Genomic DNA, 21810 nt, shown 5'->3' with positions numbered 1-21810 from the left:
CTCGCCCGCTCCCACAGGGATCCCGTTACCTTCAGGATGTTCTCTGTACCTGTGGGAGCGGGCATGCCCGCGAAGAGGCCGGAACGAACTGCCAAAAAGGATCAGCATGTTCGACTGGAACGATCTGCGGTTTTTCCTCGAGTTGCAGCGCAGCGGCAGGCTGCTTACCGCCGCCAAGCGCCTCAACACTACCCACAGCACCGTGGCCCGGCACATCGAGAGCATCGAGCAAAGCCTGGGCACTGCGCTGTTCGTGCAGCATGCCCAGGGCTACGAGCTGACGCCCTCCGGCCAAGCCCTGCTCAAACACGCCGAAGCCATGGAAAACGTCGCGCTGTTGGCACAGGAAGAAATCACCCAGGCCATCACCCCCTTGGGCAAGATTCGCCTGGGGGTGACCGAAGGCATCGGCATCATGTTCTTCACCCCACGCATGAACGCGTTGTTCGAGCGCTACCCGGGCCTGGAGGTGGAACTGGTGGCGGTGCCGCGCTTTGTCAGCATCCTCAACCGCGAAGCGGAGATCAGCATTCACCTGGAACGGCCCAACGCCGACCTGTTGATAACCCGCAAGCTCACCGACTACCGCCTGGCGCTGTACGCCAGCCAGGGCTACCTGGACCGCGCGCCGCCGTTGCGCAACCGCGAAGACCTGGCCAGGCACAACTGGATCGGCTACGTCGACGACCTGCTGTTCAGCCAGGAACTGCTGTTTCTCAACAGTTTCTGCCGGGCACCGACCGTGGTGTTTCGCAGCACCAGCGTCATTGCCCAACAGGCTGCCGCCCGCGCCGGGCTGGGCATCGCCGTACTGCCCAACTACATGGCTCACGGTGACCCGACGCTGGTGCGCGTACTGCCTGGCGAGACCATCCAGCGCAGCTACTGGATCTGCACCCGCCGCGAGCTGCACAAGTCAGTGCGCCTGCGGGTGGTGTGGGACTACCTGCTGGCGCTGTGCGCGGCAGAACAGGATGCGCTGCTAGCCCAATAGCGCCTTGCCAGCCAGCAGCAATGCCGCGGTCCAACCGGCCACCGCAAACATCTGCTGCAAACGCGGCCCGGCCAGCTTGGCCGCCAATGGCCGCGCCAGCAGCAGGCCGAGCACCGCGCCTGATGCGAACGGGGCTCCGACCTGCCAATGCATGACACCCGCCAGGCTGGCGCTGACCACACTGCCGGTGGACACCAGTGCGATCACAGCCAGCGAGGTGGACACGATGCTGGCCATGCGCAGGTTGGTATAGCGGTTCAGGGCCGGGATGATGACAAAACCACCGCCAACCCCGAGCAAACCCGACAGCAGCCCGGACAAGGCACCGGTGAATGCCAAGGCGCGTGCGCAGGGCAGGGTCCAGCGCAAGCGGCCTTGCAACGGGTTCAGCACACAGGGTTCGATATAGCGATGGGCGTCATTGGCCTCACCGCGCAGTTCCCTGGCCGCCTTACGCCAGATACGCAGGCAGGCGTACACCAGCACCCCGGCAAACACCAACTGCAAAGGTGTATTCGGCAAGCGGTGCGCCAGCATCAGCCCGAACGGCGCCGCTGCTACGCCAATCAGCGCGATAAAAAGCGCCGCCCGATAACGCACCAACCCCTGACGCAGCCCCAGCACTGCGCCAACCGCCGCCGCCATGCCTACGGCCAACAGGCCGACCGGTGCAGCCTCGACCATCGACAGCCCCAGGCCGAACACCAGCAAGGGCACAGCAAGAATGCCACCGCCGGCGCCGGTCAACGCCAGCACCGCACCGATGATCGCGCCCAGGCTGGCCCCCAACAATTGATGTTCGATCACTGGCCACCCTCGGCTACCAGCTGCGGGCGCGCCAGCCATTCGCGGCCCTTGAGCATGCCTTGCCAGTACAGCGGCGGCAGCGCCTGCGCCTTGAGCAACCAGGCCAGACGCGTCGGCTTGCGGCCATCCAGCAACCAACTGGGAAAGCTCGGTGCCAGTTTGCCGCCATAGGTGAACTCGGCCAGGACGATCTTGCCGCGCTCTACCGTCAGCGGGCACGAACCATAGCCATCGTACTGGGCGAGGGTGGGCAGCCGGCCCAGTGCCACCAGCACATTGTTGGCCACTACCGGCGCCTGCTTGCGGGCCGCTGCGGCGGTCTTGGCATTGCTGGTATTGGCCACGTCACCCAGGGCATGGATGTTGGTGTACTTGCGATGGCGCAGGGTATGCGGGTCGACATCGACCCAGCCGCCATTATCGGCCAACGGGCTTTCGCGAATAAACGCCGGCGCCACTTGTGGCGGTACCACGTGCAGCATGTCAAAAGCCTCGATGCGCGTTTCGGTGCTGCCATCGGGCAGGGTGCGCACGAAGGTGGCGCGCTTGGTCGGGCCATCCACGGCGACCAGTCGGTGGGAGAAATTAAGGTCTACCGCGTATTTTTCGATGTACTTCATCAGCGCGGGCACATAGTCCGCCACACCGAACAAGACTGCACCGGCATTGAAGAAGCTGGCTTTCACCGCACCAAGATGGCCGTTGCGCAACCAGTGGTCGCAAGACAGGTACAGCGCCTTTTGCGGCGCGCCCGCACATTTGATCGGCATGGGCGGCTGGCTGAACACGGCGCGGCCTTGCTTGAGTTTCTGTACCAGCTCCCAGGTGTAGGGCGCGAGGTCGTAGCGGTAGTTGGAGGTGACACCATTGCGGCCCAGGGTTTCGCTGAGCCCATCGATGGCCGCCCAGTCCAGCGTGAGCCCGGGGCAGACCACCAGCTGTTCGTAGCTGATGGCGCGGCCGTCCTCAAGGATGACCAGCTGGCCCAGAGGGTCGAAACCCTGCACCCGCGCCTTGACCCAGCGCACACCGCGCGGGATGGTCGAGGCCATGGTGCGGGCGGTACTCGGTGCCGTGAACACACCGGCACCGACCATGGTCCAGCCGGGTTGGTAGTAATGCACGTCGGCAGGGTCGATCAAGGCAACGTCCAGCGACGGGTCACGGCTGACCAGGCTGGAAGCGGTGGCGATACCAGCGGCACCGGCACCGACGATGACGATTTTGTGGTGGTCGGTATTGGCAGGGGACAACAAGGCAGGCATGGCGGTAAATCCTGGAAATCTGATTATGGGGCAGGGCGGTTACAGCTTGTTCAGCGGGATTTTCAGATAGCTCACGCCGTTCTCTTCCGGCGCGGGGAGCTGGCCGCTGCGCATGTTCACCTGCACCGAAGGCAGGATCAGCACGGGCATGTCGAGGGTCTTGTCACGGGCTTCGCGCATGGCGACGAAACTGTCCTCATCGATGCCTTGGTGAATATGAATGTTGCTGGCGCGCTGCTCGGCCACGGTGGTGACGTACTGCATGTCGCGGCCACCTGGCAGGTAGTCGTGGCACATGAACAGACGGGTCTGGTCGGGGAAAGCCAGCAGACGACGGATAGAGCGATACAGGGTACGGGCATCGGCCCCAGGGAAGTCGCAGCGGGCAGTACCGTAGTCGGGCATGAACAGGGTGTCCCCCACAAACACCGCGATCTCGCCGGCGTCTTCGATCATGAAGCTCATGCACGCGGGCGTATGCCCGGGCGTGTGCAGTGCCCGGGCGTGCAGGTTGCCGATACGGAACCCTTCCTCGTCTTCGAGCAGCACATCGAACTGGCTGCCATCACGGGCGAAGCCAGGCTCTGCATTGAACAAAGCCCCGAATACTTTCTGCACCTGGGTGATGTGCGCGCCGATAGCAGTATGGCCGCCCAGTTTTTCCTTCAGGTAGGCCGCCGCGGAAAGATGGTCGGCGTGCACATGGGTTTCCAGCACCCAGCGCACGCTGGCGTTCAGCTCGGTCACGCGTTCGATCAGGCGGTCGGCCGAAGCGCTGCAAGTGCGCCCGGACTTGGGGTCGTAATCCAGCACGCTGTCGATCAACGCGCATTGCCGGGTTTCACGGTCCATGACCAGGTAGCTGATGGTCGAGGTCGCCTCGTCGTAAAAGGCGTCCACGTGCAGGTTGTTGCCGATGATCATCACGTTCTCCAATTTATCCGCCCCACCTTGCAAGGCGTAGGCAGTGACAGGAGGTTTATCAAGATGCATGCCAGGCTTTGCAGCGCGCTTGCGCCAATGAAACCGGTCCGTCACAGGCAACTGGCAGCAATGGTGGCAGAACATGTGGCAGTCGACTGTCAGCCAATGGCAGTGTTTGGCAGTCCTTGTTACGCTGCCCCGGTCATCCAAACGGTGCCGTCATGTCTGAAGCCCATCCCCTCATCCTAGCTCTGGTTTCCTACCTTGAGCACGATGCCCTGCCAGCAATCGTGCTGGACACCGACTACAACATCCTGGCCGCCAACGCCGCCTATCGCCGTCAGTTCGGCCGAGATGACCAGGCACCGCTGGGTGAGAAGTGTCACAAGGTCTCGCACCACTATGCTGTACCGTGCGACCAGGCCGGTGAGCATTGCCCCCTGCGCAAGGCGTGGGACAGCAAGGTGCCCGAGCGAGTGCTGCATGTTCATCACACACCACGCGGCCCCGAGCATGTCGATGTCGAGCTGCGCCCGATTCTGGATGAACAGGGCAGGGTGGTGGCCTTTGTCGAACGCCTGACCACCATCACCCTCGCGTCAGCGCAACCTCAGGAGCAAGGCCTGGTCGGCCGGGCTCCAGCTTTCAAGGCTGCCTTGGCCAGCCTGCAACGTGCGGCGCCAGCGCAGATCCCGGTGCTGCTGCAAGGCGAGTCGGGTAGCGGGAAAGAGCTGTTCGCCCGCGCGGTGCACATCGGCAGCCCCAGAGCAAACGGCCCGCTGGTGGTGGTCGACTGCACTGGCCTGACGGAGTCGTTGTTCGAAAGCGAGTTGTTCGGCTATGAGAAAGGCGCGTTCACCGGTGCCAACCAACGCAAGATCGGCTTGGCTGAGGCGGCCCATGGCGGCACGCTGTTCCTCGACGAAATTGGCGAAGTACCGCTGGCGATGCAGGTGAAACTGCTGCGTCTGATCGAGTCTGGCAGCTTCCGCCCGGTGGGCAGCCTGCGCACGGTGCATTCGGATTTCCGCCTGGTATCGGCCACCCACAAGCCGCTCAAACAGATGGTGGCGGACGGCACCTTCCGTGAAGACCTGTATTACCGTATCAGCGGGTTCCCGATCCGCTTGCCGGCATTGCGAGAGCGGGTGGAAGATCTGCCGCTGCTTGCGCAGAGCCTGCTGCAGCGTATGTCTGGCAAGCCGACGCCCAGGCTGAGTGACGATGCCTTGCAGCAACTTGGGTTGCATGCGTTTCCGGGCAATATCCGCGAGCTGCGCAACATCCTGGAAAGGGCGCGTCTGTTTGCCGATGACGGGCTGATTCGACCTGAGCACTTACCGGAAGATATCGGGCCGGTGGGGGCGCTGAAAGGAAGCGGCCGTCGTAATGACTTGGGTGAGCTGGCGCAGGCGCTGGAACAGTTCAAGGGCTCGCGTAGCGAACTTGCCAGCCATCTTGGGATGAGTGAACGCACGCTCTATCGCCGCTTGAAGGCCCTGGGGCTGAACTAACGAATATCCACAAAGTCCGTGCAAGTCAGAGGGTTGATGCGATACAGCATCCACAGCGTTCACTCACCTGCACCTTTACCCGACCTTTACCTCTGCCCTTACATTAAACGGCTAGAACCGTGGTCTGATTGGTTAACCACACCCGGTACCCAAACAGTGACAACCGGGCGTTAACAGGCAGAGGACCGCAACAAATGAAGAAAACCCTAACCGTGATCTGCGCCGCGCTCATGTTCAGCGCACCGTTGGCCAGCTTCGCGCAGCCGGGCCCACCAGACCGACATGATAGCGGCCCATCGCACCAAGGCAACTCGCCTCATGGTCAGCCCCAGCAACAGGGTCGACATGACAATGGCCGCGGTCCTGCTTACCGTGATCCGAACTTCCGTCCACAACAAGGCATGCCGGTACCTCATCAGCAATGGCAGCGTGGTCATGCCGTTGACCCGCATTACCGTGGTGACCGTTACTGGGTGACCGACTGGAAAGCGCGCCACCTGTATGCGCCACCGCGTGACCACCGTTGGCTGTACGTGAACGGCGACTATGTGTTGATGTCGATCGCCAGTGGCAGGATCGTGAACATTCTTACCGGCTACTGATTTTTTGCAGACACTAAAAAGCCCGCATCAGCGGGCTTTTTAATGTCTGTAGATTTACACCTGATCAGAAGTCCAGGTTCGACACCGACAACGCGTTGCTTTCGATGAACTCACGACGCGGCTCGACTGCATCACCCATCAGGGTGTTGAAGATCTGGTCAGCAGCGATTGCATCTTCGATGGTGACCTTGAGCATACGGCGAACGGTCGGGTCCATGGTGGTTTCCCACAGCTGGTCCGGGTTCATCTCACCCAGCCCTTTGTATCGCTGGATGGTGTGACGCTTGGTGGTCTCATTCATCAGCCAGTCCAGGCCTTCCTTGAACTCGACAATTGCCTTACGGCGTTCACCACGTTGTACGTAAGCACCTTCACCCAACAGGCTGGAGAGCTTGGCACCGATGTTGACGACGGTCCGGTAGTCATTGCTGCCAAAGAAGTCACGGTTGAACGTGATGTAGCTGGCCAGGCCGTGGGAGGTGATTTCCACTTCCGGCAGCCATACGTTGCGTTCTTTGTCTTCACGCAGGCTGGCGTTGTAAGCCAGGCCAGACTTCTGGCTGGAGTTCAGACGCTCCTGCAGCTTGGCCAGCCAGGCTTGCATCACCGCGTGGTCACCCAACTGCTCCAGGGTCACCTCAGGCAGGTACACGAAGTGCTCGGTTAGCTCTTCCGGGTACAAACGCGACAGGCGCTTGAGGGTCTTCATGACACTACGGAATTCGTTCACCAGGCTTTCCAGCTGCACGCCAGAAACCGCTGGGGCCGACTCGTCCAGGTGCAGGCTTGCGTCTTCCAGAGCCGACTGGGTCATGTATTCTTCCATGGCCTCGTCGTCCTTGATGTACTGCTCCTGCTTACCTTTTTTCACCTTGTACAGTGGCGGCTGGGCAATGTAGATGTAGCCACGCTCGACCAGTTCCGGCAACTGACGGAAGAAGAAGGTCAGCAGCAGGGTACGGATGTGCGAACCGTCAACGTCAGCATCGGTCATGATGATGATGTTGTGATAACGCAACTTGTCGATGTTGTACTCTTCGCGGCCGATACCACAGCCAAGCGCAGTGATCAGCGTGCCCACTTCCTGGGACGAGATCATCTTGTCGAAGCGTGCTTTTTCGACGTTGAGGATCTTACCCTTCAGCGGCAAGATCGCCTGGGTACGACGGTTACGACCTTGCTTGGCCGAGCCACCTGCGGAGTCACCCTCCACCAGGTACAGTTCGGAAAGGGCAGGGTCCTTCTCCTGGCAGTCCGCCAACTTGCCTGGCAGGCCGGCGATATCCAGCGCACCTTTGCGGCGAGTCATCTCGCGGGCTTTACGTGCCGCTTCACGCGCACGAGCGGCGTCGATCATCTTGCCAACGACGGCCTTGGCCTCGTTCGGGTTTTCCAGCAGGAAGTCAGAGAAGTACTTGTTCATCTCCTGTTCCACGGCGGTTTTCACCTCCGAGGAAACCAGCTTGTCTTTGGTCTGCGAGCTGAACTTGGGGTCCGGTACCTTCACCGAGATGATCGCGGTCAGGCCTTCACGGGCGTCGTCACCCGTGGTCGCCACCTTGTTCTTCTTGGCCAGGCCTTCCTGTTCGATGTAGCTGTTCAGGCTACGGGTCAGCGAAGAACGGAAGCCCACCAAGTGGGTGCCACCGTCGCGCTGTGGAATGTTGTTGGTGAAGCACAGCAGGTTTTCGTTGAAGCTGTCGTTCCACTGCAGAGCAACTTCCACGCCCACGCCGTCTTCACGCTGAACGCTGAAGTGGAACACCTGGGAGTTGACTGGCGTCTTGTTGGTGTTCAGGTACTCGACGAACGCACGCAGGCCGCCTTCGTACTTGAAGAACTCTTCCTTACCGCTGCGCTCATCCTTCAGCAGAATGCCAACGCCCGAGTTGAGGAACGACAACTCGCGAATACGCTTGGCCAGGATGTCCCAGCTGAAGTGGATATTCTTGAAGGTCTCAGCCGACGGCTTGAAGTGGATGTGGGTACCGGTGGTTTCGCTTTCACCGACAACAGCCATCGGCGCTTGTGGTACGCCGTGAACGTAGGTCTGCTCCCAGATCTTGCCGCTACGGCGAACGGTCAGCACGAGCTTCTCGGACAGGGCGTTCACAACAGAAACACCTACGCCGTGCAAGCCGCCAGATACTTTGTAGGAGTTATCATCGAACTTACCGCCGGCGTGCAGTACGGTCATGATGACCTCGGCTGCGGAAACGCCTTCTTCTTTGTGCACGTCGACCGGAATGCCGCGACCGTTGTCGCGCACACTGATGGATTCGTCCGTGTGGATGATGACGGTGATGTCATCGCAGTGACCGGCGAGGGCTTCGTCGATCGAGTTGTCGACCACCTCGAAGACCATGTGGTGCAGGCCGCTACCATCATCGGTGTCGCCAATGTACATGCCGGGACGCTTGCGTACGGCATCCAAACCTTTCAGCACCTTGATGCTGGAGGAGTCGTACGTTTGATTTTCGCTCATGCCTTCACTCCCGATGGTCGTGGGTCTGGGTGATACGGCCTTGTTCCACGTGGAACAAAGCAACTGGCGTTTCCGTCTGCCAGCCTTCCCTCAGTAATTCGTGATCTACACAGGTGATGAACACCTGGCAGCGTAATTCTTCAAGCAAGCGGCACAGCGCGCGGCGATGCTTGTCATCCAGTTCGGACGGCAAGTCATCCACGAGATAAATACAGTTACCGCGACGAGCCTGGCTGACGAGGTGGCCTTGGGCAATGCGCAATGCACACACCACCAGCTTTTGCTGACCACGCGACAGGATGTCGGCCGCGTTATTGGCAGCCAGACGAAGACGCAGATCAGCACGCTGCGGACCGGCCTGGGTATGGCCCATCTGCTGATCGCGAAGGAGAGAGGATGCGAGTACTTCTTGCAGTTCCCGGTCCTTGTCCCAGCCTCGGTAGTAGCTCAGGGTCAACCCGTCCAGCTCGACCAGTTCGCTCAGGGTTCGCTCGAAGACAGGCTTCAAGGCCTTGATGTAGTTGCGACGGTATTCATCTATTTCCGCGCTGGCCAGGCACAATTCCCGGTCCCAGGCGGCTTGCGAAGCTGCGTCAAGTGTACCATGACGCAACCATGAGTTCCGCTGCCGCAGCGCCTTCTGCAGCCGTTGCCAGGCTGGCAAAAAGCGAGGTTCCACGTGGAACACACCCCAATCCAGAAACTGGCGGCGTATTTTCGGGGCACCTTCCAACAGCCGGAAACTGTCTGGGTTGATGAGCTGCAGCGGTAACAACTCCGCCAGCTGGGCGGCGCTACGTGCATTCTGCCCATCGATGCGTATGGTGAATTCTCCCTGCCGCTCTCGAGAGACACCCAGGTTACTGGTGCCACCTTCAGCCAGCTGCACTTCGCCAAACACGGTGCAGGCAGACTGCTCATACTGGATGACCGGGTTCAGGCGGGTACTGCGAAATGACCGCGCCAGCCCGAGCAAGTGCACAGCTTCAAGCAGACTGGTCTTGCCACTGCCGTTGGCGCCGTAAAGGATATTGATGCGGGGGGAGGGCGAGAGGGTCACCGGGTGCAAGTTGCGCACCGCGGTGACCATGATCCGTCGAAGGGACATTGCGCCTGCTACAGGTTACAGGCGCATCGGCATGACAACGTAGGAAGAATCGTCATTGCCAGCTTCCTGCAGCAGCGCACTGCTGTTGGAGTCGGACAGGATCAGACGAACTTGCTCGGTAGTCATCACGCCCAGCACGTCCAGCAGGTAGCTGACGTTAAAGCCGATTTCCAGCGAGCTACCTTCGTAGTCCACGCTGATCTCTTCTTCCGCTTCTTCCTGCTCAGGGTTGTTGGCCTGGATCTTCAGTTGGCCAGCAGCCAGTTGCAGGCGAATACCGCGGTACTTTTCGTTGGAAAGAATCGCAGTACGGCTGAAAGCTTCACGCAGCGCCTGGCGGTCACCGACCACCAGCTTGTCGCCGCCCTTGGGCAGTACACGCTCATAGTCCGGGAACTTGCCATCCACCAGCTTGGAGGTGAAGGTGAATTCACCGGTTGTGGCGCGAATGTGGTGCTGGCCCAGGACGATGCTGACCATGCCTTCCGGGTCGGTCAGCAGACGCGCCAGTTCCAGGATACCTTTGCGTGGCACGATGACCTGGTGGCGATCTTCCTGCTCGATTGGCGCGGTCATGGAGCACAGCGCCAGGCGGTGGCCGTCAGTGGAAACCGCGCGCAGGGTGTTACGGGAAACCTCCAGCAGCATGCCGTTGAGGTAGTAGCGCACATCCTGCTGGGCCATGGCGAAGCTGGTGCGCTCGATCAGACGGCGCAGCTTGCTCTGTTCCAGGTTGCAGGTCAGCGAACCCGGGCCTTCTTCCACAGTCGGGAAGTCATTGGCTGGCAGGGTCGACAGGGTGAAGCGGCTGCGACCGGCCTTCACCAACAGTTTCTGCTCGTCGACCTTGATATCGATCAGGGCGTCGTTCGGCAGGCTTTTACAAATGTCCATCAGCTTGCGCGCCGGCACAGTGATTTCGCCAGGCTCGGCCGGCTCTTCCAGTTGTACGCGGCCTACCAGTTCGACTTCCAGGTCGGTACCGGTCAACGACAGTTGCTGGCCTTGTACGACCAGCAATACGTTGGACAGGACCGGCAAGGTCTGACGGCGCTCTACGACACCGGCGACCAGTTGCAGGGGTTTCAACAAGGCTTCGCGTTGAATGGTGAAATGCATGGTCTAGTCCCTTGCCTTCAATTAGCTGCGCAGACGGCCATCAGGTCGTCAGCGTCCGCAGCAGGTTCTTGTAGTCCTCGCGGATGTCCGCGTCGGATTCCTTCAATTCGTTGATCTTGCGGCAGGCGTGCAGCACGGTCGTATGGTCGCGACCACCAAACATGTCGCCGATTTCCGGCAGACTGTGGTTGGTCAGCTCCTTGGACAGGGCCATCGCCACCTGACGTGGACGCGCGACAGAACGCGAACGACGCTTGGACAACAGATCAGAGATCTTGATCTTGTAGTACTCGGCGACGGTTCGCTGAATGTTATCCACACTCACCAGTTTATCTTGCAGCGCCAGCAAGTCTTTCAGCGACTCACGGATCAGCTCGATGGTGATGTCGCGGCCCATGAAGTGCGAGTGAGCAATCACCCGCTTCAGTGCACCTTCCAGCTCACGTACGTTGGAGCGAATGCGCTGGGCAATGAAGAAAGCCGCATCATGTGGCAGCTCGACCTTAGCCTGGTCGGCCTTCTTCATCAGGATCGCAACGCGGGTTTCCAGCTCTGGCGGCTCTACAGCCACCGTCAGCCCCCAACCGAAGCGCGACTTCAGGCGCTCTTCCAGGCCTTCGATCTCCTTGGGGTAACGGTCAGAGGTAAGGATTACCTGCTGGCCGCCCTCAAGCAGGGCGTTGAAGGTGTGGAAAAACTCTTCCTGCGAGCGCTCTTTGCGGGCAAAGAACTGGATATCGTCGATCAGCAACGCATCCACCGAACGGTAGAAGCGCTTGAATTCATTGATGGCGTTGAGCTGCAGCGCCTTGACCATGTCTGCGACGAAGCGCTCCGAGTGCAGGTACACGACCTTGGCGTTCGGGTTCTTCTTCAGCAGGTGGTTACCCACAGCATGCATAAGGTGGGTTTTACCCAGGCCCACGCCGCCATACAGGAACAGCGGGTTGTAGCCATGCTTGGGGTTATCAGCCACCTGCCAGGCAGCCGCGCGCGCCAACTGGTTCGACTTACCTTCAACAAAGGTGTCGAAAGTGAAGGTGCGGTTCAGGTAGCTAGTGTGCTTGAGCGCACCTTCCACCTGCACAGTGCGCTGTTCGGTCCGGGTATTGCTGGCTGGCGGCGAAACGGGCTCGGCCATGGCATCGAAGCTGTCACGCGACGACGGCTCGGCCAATTCATTGACCAGCACAGGCTCTGCCGCTGTTACAGCCGCAGGCTCGACCGCGGCCGCTACCGGCAAAGGCCTTTGAGCCTGGGTCTGCGCCCGGGTCTGCGCCAGCGAAGCGGCCACGGCAGCGCTGACTGGCGCGTTGGGCGCAGCCCGTGGAGCCGAGCTGCGACGGCTGCCTATTAATAAGGAAAGGGCAGGCGCAATGCCGCTGCCGTTTTCACCCAACAGCTCGAGCAAGCGGCCCAGGTACTTTTCATTGACCCAATCGAGAACGAAACGGTTAGGCGCATAGACGCGCAACTCGTCGCCTTCGGCTTCGACCTGTAGCGGACGGATCCAGGTGTTGAATTGCTGGGCAGGCAGTTCATCGCGCAGAAGCTCCACGCACTGCTGCCAAAGTTCCACTGACACGGATATCCCCTGAGTTTGAAAGCCGGATGAGGCAAAAACAATCCGCCATTGTACCGGTCGAGCGTTCAGTTATCCACATGTGGACACGTTAGGAACCATGACAAAACAGCCATTTATCGACCAAAACGGCTTTGTCGCACTGTGCATAAGCCCTGTGGATAAGCGACCATGAGGGCTATGCACAACCCTGGGTCGTGGTCTGTTGATAACTCACCTGTGGGTAAGTGCCATTTTAATCCACAGCTTTCGACCACGATGAAAACAAGCGCAGCACCGGTTGAGAACAACGTTGTAAAACTCTGTACATGCTGAATTTTGTGGCCTACAGGTAGTTATCCACAGAAGGTTATCCACCTAATATCTATAAGTTCTTCAGAAAAGCTTTTTATATGTCTCTTCTTTTTTTTCATGTTGTCCCCGATTCGTGTGTCCGATCAAGCACCCCCTCGAGGGTGGACGAACAAGCACCGTCCATCACACGCCCTATAGGGAAAGGCTGGTTGGAAATTGACCTATGGGCTTGCTTTCTCTAGAATCGCCGGTCTCTTAAAAAGGGGGCCATCCCGGCCCGTCGTCGACAAACCAGGTAACACGCCATGAAACGTACTTTCCAACCAAGCACCATCAAGCGCGCCCGCACCCACGGTTTCCGTGCCCGTATGGCTACCAAAAACGGCCGCGCCGTTCTGTCGCGTCGTCGTGCCAAAGGCCGTAAGCGTCTGGCCATTTGATTTTTCGGCACAGGTGGTGAGTCAGGACTTCAGTCGGGAAAAGCGACTGCTTACACCCCGACACTTCAAAGCGGTCTTCGACTCCCCAACCGGCAAGGTTCCAGGGAAAAACCTGCTGATCCTTGCTCGCGAGAACGGTCTCGATCACCCTCGTCTCGGCCTGGTGATCGGCAAGAAGAGCGTCAAGCTCGCCGTTCAACGCAACCGCCTCAAGCGCTTGATGCGCGATTCCTTTCGTCTTAACCAGCAGCTGCTTGCCGGGTTGGACATCGTGATCGTCGCGCGCAAGGGATTGGGTGAGATAGAAAACCCGGAATTGCACCAACACTTTGGCAAACTCTGGAAACGTCTGGCGCGCAGCCGGCCAACTCCAGCAGTCACCGCCAATTCCGCAGGGGTAGACAGTCAAGATGCGTAAACTGGCACTCGTTCCGATCCAGTTTTACCGTTACGCCATTAGTCCTCTGATGGCCAACCACTGTCGTTTTTTCCCCAGTTGCTCCTGTTACGCTTATGAAGCCATCGAAAACCATGGCGTCTGGCGTGGTGGGTGGCTGGCCGTTCGTCGCCTGGGGCGTTGTCATCCGTGGAATGACGGCGGTTTCGACCCCGTTCCACCCGCTCCTTCCTCCCGAACTTCTTCGATAGCCGAGTAATCATGGATATTAAACGCACGATCCTGATCGCCGCGCTGGCAGTCGTGTCCTACGTCATGGTCCTGAAGTGGAACGATGACTACGGCCAGGCTGCCCTGCCGACTCAGAATACTGCTGCCAGCACTGTTGCGCCGGGCTTGCCCGATGGCGTGCCGGCCGGTAACAACGGCCCCAGCGCCGATGTACCGAGCGCCAACGCCGAATCGAGCCCTGCCGAACTGGCACCGGTCGCACTCAGCAAGGACCTGATCCGAGTCAAGACCGACGTTCTGGAACTGGCTATCGATCCGGTCGGTGGTGACATCGTCCAGTTGAACCTGCCGAAGTACCCACGCCGTCAGGACCACCCGAACATTCCGTTCCAGTTGTTCGACAACGGTGGTGAGCGTGTTTACCTGGCACAAAGCGGTCTGACCGGTGCCAACGGCCCGGATGCCCGCGCCAGCGGCCGCCCGCTGTATGCCGCCGAGCAGAAGAGCTACCAGCTGGCCGACGGCCAGGAACAACTGGTGGTCGACCTGAAGTTCAGCGACAACGGTGTCAACTACATCAAGCGCTTCAGCTTCAAGCGCGGTGAGTACGACCTGAATGTCAGCTACCTGATCGACAACCAGAGCGACCAGGCCTGGAGCGGCAACATGTTTGCCCAGCTCAAGCGTGACGCCAGCGGCGATCCGTCCTCGAGCACTGCCACTGGCACCGCCACCTACCTGGGCGCAGCCCTGTGGACAGCTTCCGAGCCTTACAAAAAGGTCTCGATGAAGGACATCGACAAAGGTAGTTTGAAAGAAAATGTGTCCGGCGGCTGGGTTGCATGGCTGCAGCACTACTTCGTGACCGCCTGGATTCCGGCCAAGTCGGACAACAACGTTGTCCAGACCCGCAAGGACAGCCAGGGCAACTACATCATCGGCTACACCGGCCCAGCCCTCAGCGTCCCTGCTGGTGGCAAGGTCGAAACCAGCGCGATGCTGTACGCCGGCCCGAAGATCCAGTCCAAGCTGAAAGAGTTGTCCCCAGGCCTGGAACTGACCGTCGACTACGGCTTCCTGTGGTTCATCGCCCAGCCGATCTTCTGGCTGCTGCAACATATCCACAGCCTGCTGGGTAACTGGGGCTGGTCGATCATCGTGCTGACCATGCTGATCAAAGGCCTGTTCTTCCCGCTGTCGGCTGCCAGCTACCGCTCCATGGCGCGCATGCGTGCTGTTGCGCCCAAGCTCGCCGCGCTGAAGGAACGCTTCGGTGACGATCGCCAGAAGATGTCCCAGGCGATGATGGAGCTGTACAAGAAAGAGAAGATCAACCCGCTGGGCGGCTGCCTGCCGATCCTGGTGCAGATGCCGGTATTCCTGGCCCTGTACTGGGTACTGCTGGAAAGCGTAGAAATGCGCCAGGCCCCATGGATGCTGTGGATTACCGACCTGTCGATCAAGGATCCGTTCTTCATCCTGCCGATCATCATGGGCGCCACCATGTTCATTCAGCAGCGCCTGAACCCGACGCCGCCGGATCCGATGCAGGCCAAGGTGATGAAAATGATGCCGATCATCTTCACCTTCTTCTTCCTGTGGTTCCCGGCTGGTCTGGTGCTGTACTGGGTTGTGAACAACTGCCTGTCGATTTCGCAGCAGTGGTACATCACTCGCCGTATCGAAGCAGCCACCAAAAAAGCTGCTGCTTGACGGGCTAGTACGCTAGCCTGTGAATAAAAAACGCCCCCTAGTGGGGCGTTTTTGCTATCTGTCGTTTTTGTCGTAGAGGCTTTCGAGCATGAACACTGTGCGTGAAACCATCGCCGCCATCGCTACCGCCCAAGGCCGCGGTGGTGTGGGTATTGTCAGGTTGTCCGGCCCTTTGGCCAGCAAGGCCGGGCAGTTGATCACCGGTCGTACGCTGACCCCTCGCCATGCCCATTACGGCCCGTTCCGCGACGATGAAGGGCTGGTGCTGGACGAGGGGATTGCGTTGTTCTTCCCTGGGCCGAACTCGTTCACCGGCGAAGATGTGCTCGAACTCCAGGGCCACGGTGGCCCGGTAGTCCTGGACATGCTGCTGCAGCGCTGTGTACAAGTTGGCTGTCGCCTGGCCCGCCCAGGTGAATTCAGCGAACGCGCGTTCCTCAACGACAAGCTCGACCTGGCCCAGGCCGAAGCCATTGCCGACCTGATCGAGGCCAGCTCCAGCCAGGCGGCACGTAACGCCCTGCGCTCGCTGCAGGGGGAGTTCTCCAAGCGTGTGCACAGCCTGACCGAGGCGCTGATCGCCCTGCGCATCTACGTCGAGGCAGCAATCGACTTCCCCGAAGAGGAGATCGACTTCCTCGCCGATGGCCACGTCCTGTCGATGCTCGATGCAGTGCGTGGCGAGTTATCCACCGTGCAACGCGAGGCCGGGCAGGGTGCCTTGCTGCGTGACGGCATGACGGTGGTCATCGCCGGGCGGCCGAACGCCGGCAAGTCGAGCCTGCTCAATCAACTGGCTGGTCGGGAAGCCGCCATTGTCACCGATATCGCCGGCACCACCCGGGACATCCTGCGCGAACATATCCACATCGACGGTATGCCGCTGCATGTGGTCGATACCGCCGGTTTGCGTGATACCGATGACCATGTGGAAAAGATCGGCGTAGAACGCGCCCTGAAGGCTATTGGCGAGGCTGATCGTGTGTTGCTGGTGGTCGACTCCACCGCGCCCGAGGCCAGCGACCCGTTCGCCTTGTGGCCCGAGTTTCTCGATCAGCGGCCCGACCCGGCCAAGGTCACGCTGATTCGCAACAAGGCCGACCTGAGTGGCGAGCGGGTAGCGTTGGAACAGTGCGATGACGGCCATGTGACCATCACCCTCAGTGCCAAGGGTGACGACACAGGGCTGCAACTGCTGCGCGACCATCTGAAGGCCTGCATGGGTTACGAACAGACGGCGGAGAGTGGTTTCAGTGCCCGCCGGCGGCACCTGGATGCCTTGCGCCAAGCCAGCGAGCACCTGGAGCACGGCCGTGCACAGTTGACCTTGGCGGGCGCAGGAGAGCTGCTGGCAGAGGACTTGCGCCAGGCACAGCATGCCCTGGGGGAAATTACCGGGGCGTTCAGCTCGGATGACCTGCTGGGGCGCATTTTCTCCAGCTTCTGCATCGGCAAGTAATCCACAGCCAGGCAAGGCCAAGCGCCGCTCCTTAGGGAGCGGTTTTTTTTGCCTCAAATTCGTTGCAGGAGATGACCACAGCGAGGTCAACAGCGCACCTGTGGGCGCGGGCAAGCCCGCGAAGACGCCAGTACAACCGCTAGATCTCTATGGCTGGGCCGACGCTTTTGCGGAAAACCGGCTGTCGCCTTGTCCGCGTCGGTCGCGATCTTGAGTATTTTTTGATCCATAACCTGAAAACTGCGCTCAGGAGCCCTGTGGAAAACCCATCTTCAGCTCAGTTGATAAGCAGGCTTTTTTCCTGAGGAGAAATCCGCCTGTGGGTAAATAGCCATTTCATCCACAGGCTAAATGACGTTATCCATAGCCCTCATGGCACTCCAGACACAGGGTTTAATTTCTCTCTACACATCGCCATTCATGGCCTACAGAGCTTTATCCACAGATATCGTTGTGCATAAGAATAAACATAAAAACAAAGCTTTTATAAATTTCTTCTTGTTGATTTCTGTTGTCTGCCACTCATCCACAGACTGGTCAAAATTTGCTCAGACGGTTTCTTTAAAGGGGGTGAAGTCCCTATACTTGTCGGCTTACCTTCTCTATTCGCAAAAACAGGCACGAGGTGCGTGGTGGATTTCCCTTCCCGTTTTGAAGTGATCGTCATCGGCGGCGGCCATGCCGGTACCGAGGCTGCGCTTGCGTCTGCACGCATGGGTGTGAAAACCCTGCTGCTGACCCATAACGTGGAAACCCTCGGTCACATGAGCTGCAACCCCGCCATCGGCGGTATTGGCAAAAGCCATCTGGTCAAAGAGATCGATGCCCTCGGCGGCGCCATGGCGCTGGCCACCGACAAGAGCGGCATCCAGTTCCGCGTTCTGAACAACCGCAAGGGCCCGGCGGTACGCGCCACCCGTGCGCAGGCCGACCGCGCCATCTACAAGGCGGTGGTGCGTGAAATCCTGGAAAACCAGCCGAACCTGTGGATATTCCAGCAGTCCTGCGACGACCTGATCGTCGAGCAGGACCAGGTCAAGGGCGTAGTTACCCAGATGGGTTTGCGTTTCTTCGCCGAATCGGTGGTACTGACCACTGGTACTTTCCTCGGCGGGCTTATCCACATTGGTCTGCAAAACCATTCCGGTGGCCGTGCCGGTGATCCACCCTCGATCGCCCTGGCCCACCGCATGCGTGAACTGCCGCTGCGCGTCGGCCGCTTGAAAACCGGGACTCCGCCACGCATCGATGGGCGCTCTGTGGATTTCTCGGTGATGACCGAGCAGCCAGGTGATACGCCAATCCCGGTCATGTCCTTCATGGGCAATGCCGAAATGCACCCACGGCAGGTGAGCTGCTGGATTACCCATACCAATGCGCGTACCCACGAGATCATCGCCTCGAACCTCGATCGTTCGCCGATGTACTCGGGTGTGATCGAAGGCGTCGGTCCGCGCTACTGCCCATCGATCGAAGACAAGATCCACCGGTTCGCCGACAAGGAAAGCCACCAGGTGTTCATCGAGCCGGAAGGCCTGAACACCCATGAGCTGTACCCCAACGGTATTTCCACTTCGTTGCCGTTCGACGTGCAGCTGGAGCTGGTGCGTTCGATCCGCGGCATGGAAAACGCCCACATCGTCCGCCCGGGCTACGCCATCGAGTACGACTACTTCGACCCGCGTGACCTCAAGTACAGCCTCGAGACCAAAGTCATCGGTGGCCTGTTCTTCGCCGGGCAGATCAACGGCACCACCGGTTACGAAGAAGCCGGTGCCCAGGGCCTGCTGGCCGGGACCAACGCCGCATTGCGCGCACAGGGCCGCGAAAGCTGGTGCCCGCGCCGCGACGAAGCCTACATCGGCGTACTGGTCGACGACCTGATCACCCTGGGTACCCAGGAGCCGTACCGCATGTTCACCTCACGTGCCGAGTACCGCCTGATCCTGCGCGAAGACAACGCCGACCTGCGCCTTACCGAGAAAGGCCGTGAACTGGGCCTTATCGACGATCAGCGCTGGGCCGCCTTCTGCGCCAAGCGTGACGGCATCGAGCGTGAGGAACAGCGCCTGAAGTCGACCTGGGTTCGGCCGAACACCGAACAAGGCCAAGCCATTGTGGATAAGTTCGGCACGCCGCTCAGCCACGAGTACAGCCTGCTGAACCTGTTGGCGCGCCCGGAAATCGACTACGCCGGGCTGGTCGAGGCGACCGGCGGTGACGCAATCGATCCACAGGTCGCCGAGCAGGTCGAGATCCGCACCAAGTACGCGGGCTACATCGACCGCCAGCAGGATGAAATCGCTCGCCTGCGCGCCAGCGAAGACACCCGCCTGCCTGTGGATATCGACTACACGACGATTTCCGGCCTGTCCAAGGAGATCCAAGGCAAGTTGGGCCAGACCCGCCCGGAAACCCTGGGCCAGGCTTCGCGCATCCCAGGCGTGACCCCGGCGGCGATTTCCCTGTTGCTGATTTACTTGAAAAAACGCGGCGCTGGCCGCGAATTGGAGCAAAGCGCTTGAGTTCCCTGGTCACCCCGCAACACGCTGAAGAGTTGTCCACAGGCGCGCGCCAGCTCGGTGTCGAGCTGAGCGCCGAGCAGCACGAGAAACTGCTTGGCTACCTGGCCCTGTTGATCAAATGGAACAAAGCCTACAACCTCACGGCCGTGCGCGACCCGGACGAGATGGTGTCGCGCCATCTGCTCGACAGCCTGAGCGTCATGGCGTTTATCCACAGCGAGCGTGACAACTGGCTGGATGTCGGCAGCGGCGGTGGCATGCCGGGTATTCCGTTGGCTATCCTGCATCCGCACAAGCGCGTGACGGTGCTGGACTCCAACGGCAAGAAGACCCGCTTCCTGACCCAGGTGAAAATGGAGCTCAAACTGGACAACCTCACGGTTATCCACAGCCGGGTCGAAGCCTTCCAGCCGGCGCAGCCGTTCGACGGAATCATCTCCCGCGCTTTCAGCAGCATGGAGAACTTCACCAACTGGACCCGCCATCTGGGCGACACCGGGACGCAATGGCTTGCAATGAAGGGGCTGCATCCTGCCGATGAACTGGTAGCATTGCCCGCAGACTTCACAGTGGAAAGCGAACAGGCCCTGACCGTTCCAGGTTGCCAGGGCCAGCGCCATCTGCTGATACTGCGCCGCAAGGCATGACTGGGAACACGCGCATCAATGGCTAAGGTATTCGCAATCGCGAACCAGAAAGGTGGTGTAGGCAAGACCACCACCTGTATCAATCTCGCCGCCTCGCTGGCCGCGACCAAGCGTCGTGTGCTGCTGATCGACCTCGATCCGCAGGGCAACGCCACCATGGGCAGCGGTGTGGACAAGCACGAGCTCGAGCATTCGGTCTACGACCTGCTGATCGGGGAATGCGACCTGGCCCAGGCCATGCATTACTCCGAGCACGGTGGGTTCCAGTTGCTGCCGGCCAACCGCGACCTGACCGCCGCCGAGGTGGTGCTGCTGGAAATGCAGGTCAAGGAGAGCCGTCTGCGCAACGCACTGGCGCCTATCCGTGAGAACTACGACTACATCCTCATCGACTGCCCGCCGTCGCTGTCGATGCTCACGCTCAACGCCCTGGTCGCTTCCGATGGCGTGATCATCCCCATGCAGTGCGAGTACTACGCACTGGAAGGCCTCAGCGACCTTGTGGATAACATCAAGCGCATCGCCGCCCGGTTGAATCCGGAGCTGAAGATCGAGGGCTTGCTGCGGACCATGTACGATCCTCGCCTGAGCCTGAACAACGATGTTTCGGCGCAGCTGAAGGAACACTTTGGCCCGCAGCTGTACGACACGGTCATTCCGCGCAATATTCGCTTGGCCGAGGCCCCCAGCTTCGGCATGCCGGCCCTGGCCTACGACAAGCAATCGCGCGGCGCGCTGGCTTATCTGGCCCTGGCCGGGGAACTGGTTCGCCGCCAGCGCCGTCCATCACGCACTGCACAAACAACTTAAGGAATCCGTATGGCCGTCAAGAAACGGGGTCTCGGACGTGGGTTGGATGCACTGCTCAGTGGTCCTTCCGTCAGCGCGCTCGAAGAGCAGGCTGTGAAGATCGACCAGAAAGAACTGCAACACCTGCCGGTCGAGCTGATCCAGCGTGGCAAGTACCAGCCGCGTCGGGACATGGACCCGGAGGCGCTGGAAGAGCTCGCGCATTCGATTCGCAGCCATGGCGTCATGCAACCGATCGTGGTCCGCCCGATTGGCGACAACCGCTTCGAGATCATCGCCGGTGAGCGCCGCTGGCGCGCGACCCAGCAGGCCGGCCTGGACACGATCCCGGCCATGGTCCGCGAAGTGCCCGATGAAGCCGCCATTGCCATGGCGCTGATCGAGAACATCCAGCGCGAAGACCTCAACCCGCTGGAAGAGGCCATGGCCCTGCAGCGTCTGCAGCAGGAATTCGAGCTCACCCAGCAACAGGTGGCCGACGCCGTGGGCAAGTCGCGGGTCACCGTGGCCAACCTGCTGCGCCTGATCACCTTGCCCGAGGCGATCAAGACCATGCTCGCCCACGGTGACCTGGAGATGGGCCACGCACGCGCATTGCTCGGCCTGGAGGAAAATCGACAGGAGGAGGGGGCGCGTCATGTTGTCGCACGTGGTCTCACTGTGCGCCAAACCGAGGCACTGGTTCGTCAGTGGCTCAGTGACAAGCCTGATCCGGTCGAACCGAGCAAACCTGATCCGGATATCGCACGCCTTGAACAGCGGCTCGCAGAGCGCCTGGGGTCGGCCGTGCAGATCCGTCATGGGAACAAGGGCAAGGGCCAGTTGGTTATTCGTTACAACTCGCTTGACGAGTTGCAAGGCGTGCTTGCTCACATCCGCTGAAACAATTCCTGT

At 60.2% G+C, this 21810-nt stretch carries 19 protein-coding genes; 12 read left to right on the top strand and 7 right to left on the bottom strand.

All coding sequences use genetic code 11. The features are described 5' to 3' along the window. The first annotated feature begins 106 nt into the window (after nucleotides 1–106). Nucleotides 107–994, top strand: coding sequence for a LysR family transcriptional regulator (locus ACN6NG_RS29735; protein WP_063422577.1), 888 nt, complete (start codon nucleotides 107–109; stop codon nucleotides 992–994). Here ACN6NG_RS29735 and ACN6NG_RS29730 read toward each other — a convergent pair. The 3 genes from ACN6NG_RS29730 to ACN6NG_RS29720 are packed head-to-tail and all read right to left on the bottom strand — an operon-like array spanning nucleotide 983 to nucleotide 3990. Further along, nucleotides 983–1801, bottom strand: a complete 819-nt coding sequence (locus ACN6NG_RS29730) for a sulfite exporter TauE/SafE family protein (RefSeq protein ID WP_063422576.1) — start codon at nucleotides 1799–1801, stop codon at nucleotides 983–985. The two genes, ACN6NG_RS29735 and ACN6NG_RS29730, sit on opposite strands and share 12 nt — an antisense overlap. After that, the gene (locus ACN6NG_RS29725) at nucleotides 1798–3066 is read right to left on the bottom strand and encodes an NAD(P)/FAD-dependent oxidoreductase (RefSeq protein ID WP_063422575.1); all 1269 of its coding nucleotides are present in this window, start codon (nucleotides 3064–3066) and stop codon (nucleotides 1798–1800) included. The genes ACN6NG_RS29730 and ACN6NG_RS29725 overlap by 4 nt, the downstream gene beginning before the upstream one ends. Nucleotides 3067–3105: 39 nt before the next feature. Beyond that, nucleotides 3106–3990, bottom strand: coding sequence for an MBL fold metallo-hydrolase (locus ACN6NG_RS29720; protein WP_353457299.1), 885 nt, complete (start codon nucleotides 3988–3990; stop codon nucleotides 3106–3108). A gap of 221 nt (nucleotides 3991–4211) precedes the next feature. Between ACN6NG_RS29720 and ACN6NG_RS29715 the strand changes: the two genes are divergently transcribed. Both ACN6NG_RS29715 and ACN6NG_RS29710 read left to right on the top strand, forming a co-directional pair. After that, nucleotides 4212–5504, top strand: coding sequence for a sigma-54 interaction domain-containing protein (locus tag ACN6NG_RS29715; RefSeq protein ID WP_063422573.1), 1293 nt, complete (start codon nucleotides 4212–4214; stop codon nucleotides 5502–5504). Nucleotides 5505–5698: 194 nt separating this feature from the next. Next, entirely contained in the window at nucleotides 5699–6106 is a 408-nt protein-coding gene (locus ACN6NG_RS29710; protein ID WP_063422572.1) for an RcnB family protein, read from the top strand. Nucleotides 6107–6170: 64 nt separating this feature from the next. Here the strand turns inward: ACN6NG_RS29710 and gyrB are convergent, their stop codons facing one another. The 4 genes from gyrB to dnaA are packed head-to-tail and all read right to left on the bottom strand — an operon-like array spanning nucleotide 6171 to nucleotide 12403. Further along, nucleotides 6171–8591, bottom strand: a complete 2421-nt coding sequence (gyrB, locus tag ACN6NG_RS29705; RefSeq protein WP_016497346.1) for a DNA topoisomerase (ATP-hydrolyzing) subunit B — start codon at nucleotides 8589–8591, stop codon at nucleotides 6171–6173. Between the two features lie 4 nt (nucleotides 8592–8595). Beyond that, nucleotides 8596–9699 (bottom strand): DNA replication/repair protein RecF, encoded by a 1104-nt coding sequence (gene recF / locus ACN6NG_RS29700; RefSeq protein ID WP_063422569.1) that lies wholly within the window; start codon nucleotides 9697–9699, stop codon nucleotides 8596–8598. Nucleotides 9700–9714: 15 nt separating this feature from the next. Further along, complete coding sequence (gene dnaN, locus ACN6NG_RS29695) at nucleotides 9715–10818, bottom strand: DNA polymerase III subunit beta (RefSeq protein ID WP_016497344.1); 1104 nt, start codon at nucleotides 10816–10818, stop codon at nucleotides 9715–9717. A 40-nt stretch (nucleotides 10819–10858) separates the two neighbouring features. After that, complete coding sequence (dnaA, locus tag ACN6NG_RS29690) at nucleotides 10859–12403, bottom strand: chromosomal replication initiator protein DnaA (RefSeq protein WP_353457304.1); 1545 nt, start codon at nucleotides 12401–12403, stop codon at nucleotides 10859–10861. A gap of 596 nt (nucleotides 12404–12999) precedes the next feature. On the opposite strand from dnaA, the gene rpmH reads away from it, so the two are divergent. The 9 genes from rpmH (at nucleotide 13000) to ACN6NG_RS29645 (ending at nucleotide 21798) form a co-directional block, all read left to right on the top strand. Continuing rightward, nucleotides 13000–13134 carry a 50S ribosomal protein L34 gene (gene rpmH / locus ACN6NG_RS29685; RefSeq protein ID WP_003253163.1) on the top strand — a complete coding sequence of 45 codons (135 nt, stop codon included), beginning with the start codon at nucleotides 13000–13002 and terminating at the stop codon, nucleotides 13132–13134. Between the two features lie 13 nt (nucleotides 13135–13147). Beyond that, nucleotides 13148–13552 (top strand): ribonuclease P protein component, encoded by a 405-nt coding sequence (rnpA, locus tag ACN6NG_RS29680; protein WP_003253166.1) that lies wholly within the window; start codon nucleotides 13148–13150, stop codon nucleotides 13550–13552. Continuing rightward, a complete protein-coding gene (yidD, locus tag ACN6NG_RS29675) occupies nucleotides 13545–13790 on the top strand; it encodes a membrane protein insertion efficiency factor YidD (RefSeq protein ID WP_080642832.1) in 246 nt (81 codons plus the stop codon). Before rnpA ends, yidD begins: the two co-directional genes overlap by 8 nt. Before the next feature lie 2 nt (nucleotides 13791–13792). Continuing rightward, on the top strand, nucleotides 13793–15475 hold the full coding sequence (yidC, locus tag ACN6NG_RS29670; RefSeq protein WP_474317490.1) for a membrane protein insertase YidC: 1683 nt from the start codon (nucleotides 13793–13795) through the stop codon (nucleotides 15473–15475). Nucleotides 15476–15563: 88 nt separating this feature from the next. After that, nucleotides 15564–16934, top strand: coding sequence for a tRNA uridine-5-carboxymethylaminomethyl(34) synthesis GTPase MnmE (gene mnmE, locus ACN6NG_RS29665; RefSeq protein WP_049275249.1), 1371 nt, complete (start codon nucleotides 15564–15566; stop codon nucleotides 16932–16934). 632 nt (nucleotides 16935–17566) lie between these two features. After that, nucleotides 17567–19459 (top strand): tRNA uridine-5-carboxymethylaminomethyl(34) synthesis enzyme MnmG, encoded by a 1893-nt coding sequence (gene mnmG, locus ACN6NG_RS29660; protein ID WP_474317487.1) that lies wholly within the window; start codon nucleotides 17567–17569, stop codon nucleotides 19457–19459. Next, on the top strand, nucleotides 19456–20106 hold the full coding sequence (gene rsmG, locus ACN6NG_RS29655; protein ID WP_016502298.1) for a 16S rRNA (guanine(527)-N(7))-methyltransferase RsmG: 651 nt from the start codon (nucleotides 19456–19458) through the stop codon (nucleotides 20104–20106). Before mnmG ends, rsmG begins: the two co-directional genes overlap by 4 nt. An 18-nt stretch (nucleotides 20107–20124) precedes the next feature. Beyond that, nucleotides 20125–20916, top strand: a complete 792-nt coding sequence (locus ACN6NG_RS29650) for a ParA family protein (protein ID WP_016502297.1) — start codon at nucleotides 20125–20127, stop codon at nucleotides 20914–20916. Between the two features lie 9 nt (nucleotides 20917–20925). After that, the gene (locus ACN6NG_RS29645; RefSeq protein WP_474317485.1) at nucleotides 20926–21798 is read left to right on the top strand and encodes a ParB/RepB/Spo0J family partition protein; all 873 of its coding nucleotides are present in this window, start codon (nucleotides 20926–20928) and stop codon (nucleotides 21796–21798) included. Nucleotides 21799–21810: the final 12 nt, after the last annotated feature.

The organism is Pseudomonas sp. TSO6, assembly GCF_056098905.1.
This window is presented reverse-complemented; position numbering and strand designations above follow the sequence as displayed.

Coding starts and splice junctions, on each gene's coding strand:
- ACN6NG_RS29735 (WP_063422577.1), top strand. CDS start 107: ATGTTCGACTGGAACGATCTGCGGTTTTTCCTCGAGTTGCAGCGCAGC.
- ACN6NG_RS29725 (WP_063422575.1), bottom strand. CDS start 3,066: ATGCCTGCCTTGTTGTCCCCTGCCAATACCGACCACCACAAAATCGTC.
- ACN6NG_RS29720 (WP_353457299.1), bottom strand. CDS start 3,990: ATGATCATCGGCAACAACCTGCACGTGGACGCCTTTTACGACGAGGCG.
- ACN6NG_RS29715 (WP_063422573.1), top strand. CDS start 4,212: ATGTCTGAAGCCCATCCCCTCATCCTAGCTCTGGTTTCCTACCTTGAG.
- ACN6NG_RS29710 (WP_063422572.1), top strand. CDS start 5,699: ATGAAGAAAACCCTAACCGTGATCTGCGCCGCGCTCATGTTCAGCGCA.
- gyrB (WP_016497346.1), bottom strand. CDS start 8,591: ATGAGCGAAAATCAAACGTACGACTCCTCCAGCATCAAGGTGCTGAAA.
- recF (WP_063422569.1), bottom strand. CDS start 9,699: ATGTCCCTTCGACGGATCATGGTCACCGCGGTGCGCAACTTGCACCCG.
- dnaN (WP_016497344.1), bottom strand. CDS start 10,818: ATGCATTTCACCATTCAACGCGAAGCCTTGTTGAAACCCCTGCAACTG.
- rpmH (WP_003253163.1), top strand. CDS start 13,000: ATGAAACGTACTTTCCAACCAAGCACCATCAAGCGCGCCCGCACCCAC.
- yidD (WP_080642832.1), top strand. CDS start 13,545: ATGCGTAAACTGGCACTCGTTCCGATCCAGTTTTACCGTTACGCCATT.
- yidC (WP_474317490.1), top strand. CDS start 13,793: ATGGATATTAAACGCACGATCCTGATCGCCGCGCTGGCAGTCGTGTCC.
- mnmE (WP_049275249.1), top strand. CDS start 15,564: ATGAACACTGTGCGTGAAACCATCGCCGCCATCGCTACCGCCCAAGGC.
- ACN6NG_RS29650 (WP_016502297.1), top strand. CDS start 20,125: ATGGCTAAGGTATTCGCAATCGCGAACCAGAAAGGTGGTGTAGGCAAG.
- ACN6NG_RS29645 (WP_474317485.1), top strand. CDS start 20,926: ATGGCCGTCAAGAAACGGGGTCTCGGACGTGGGTTGGATGCACTGCTC.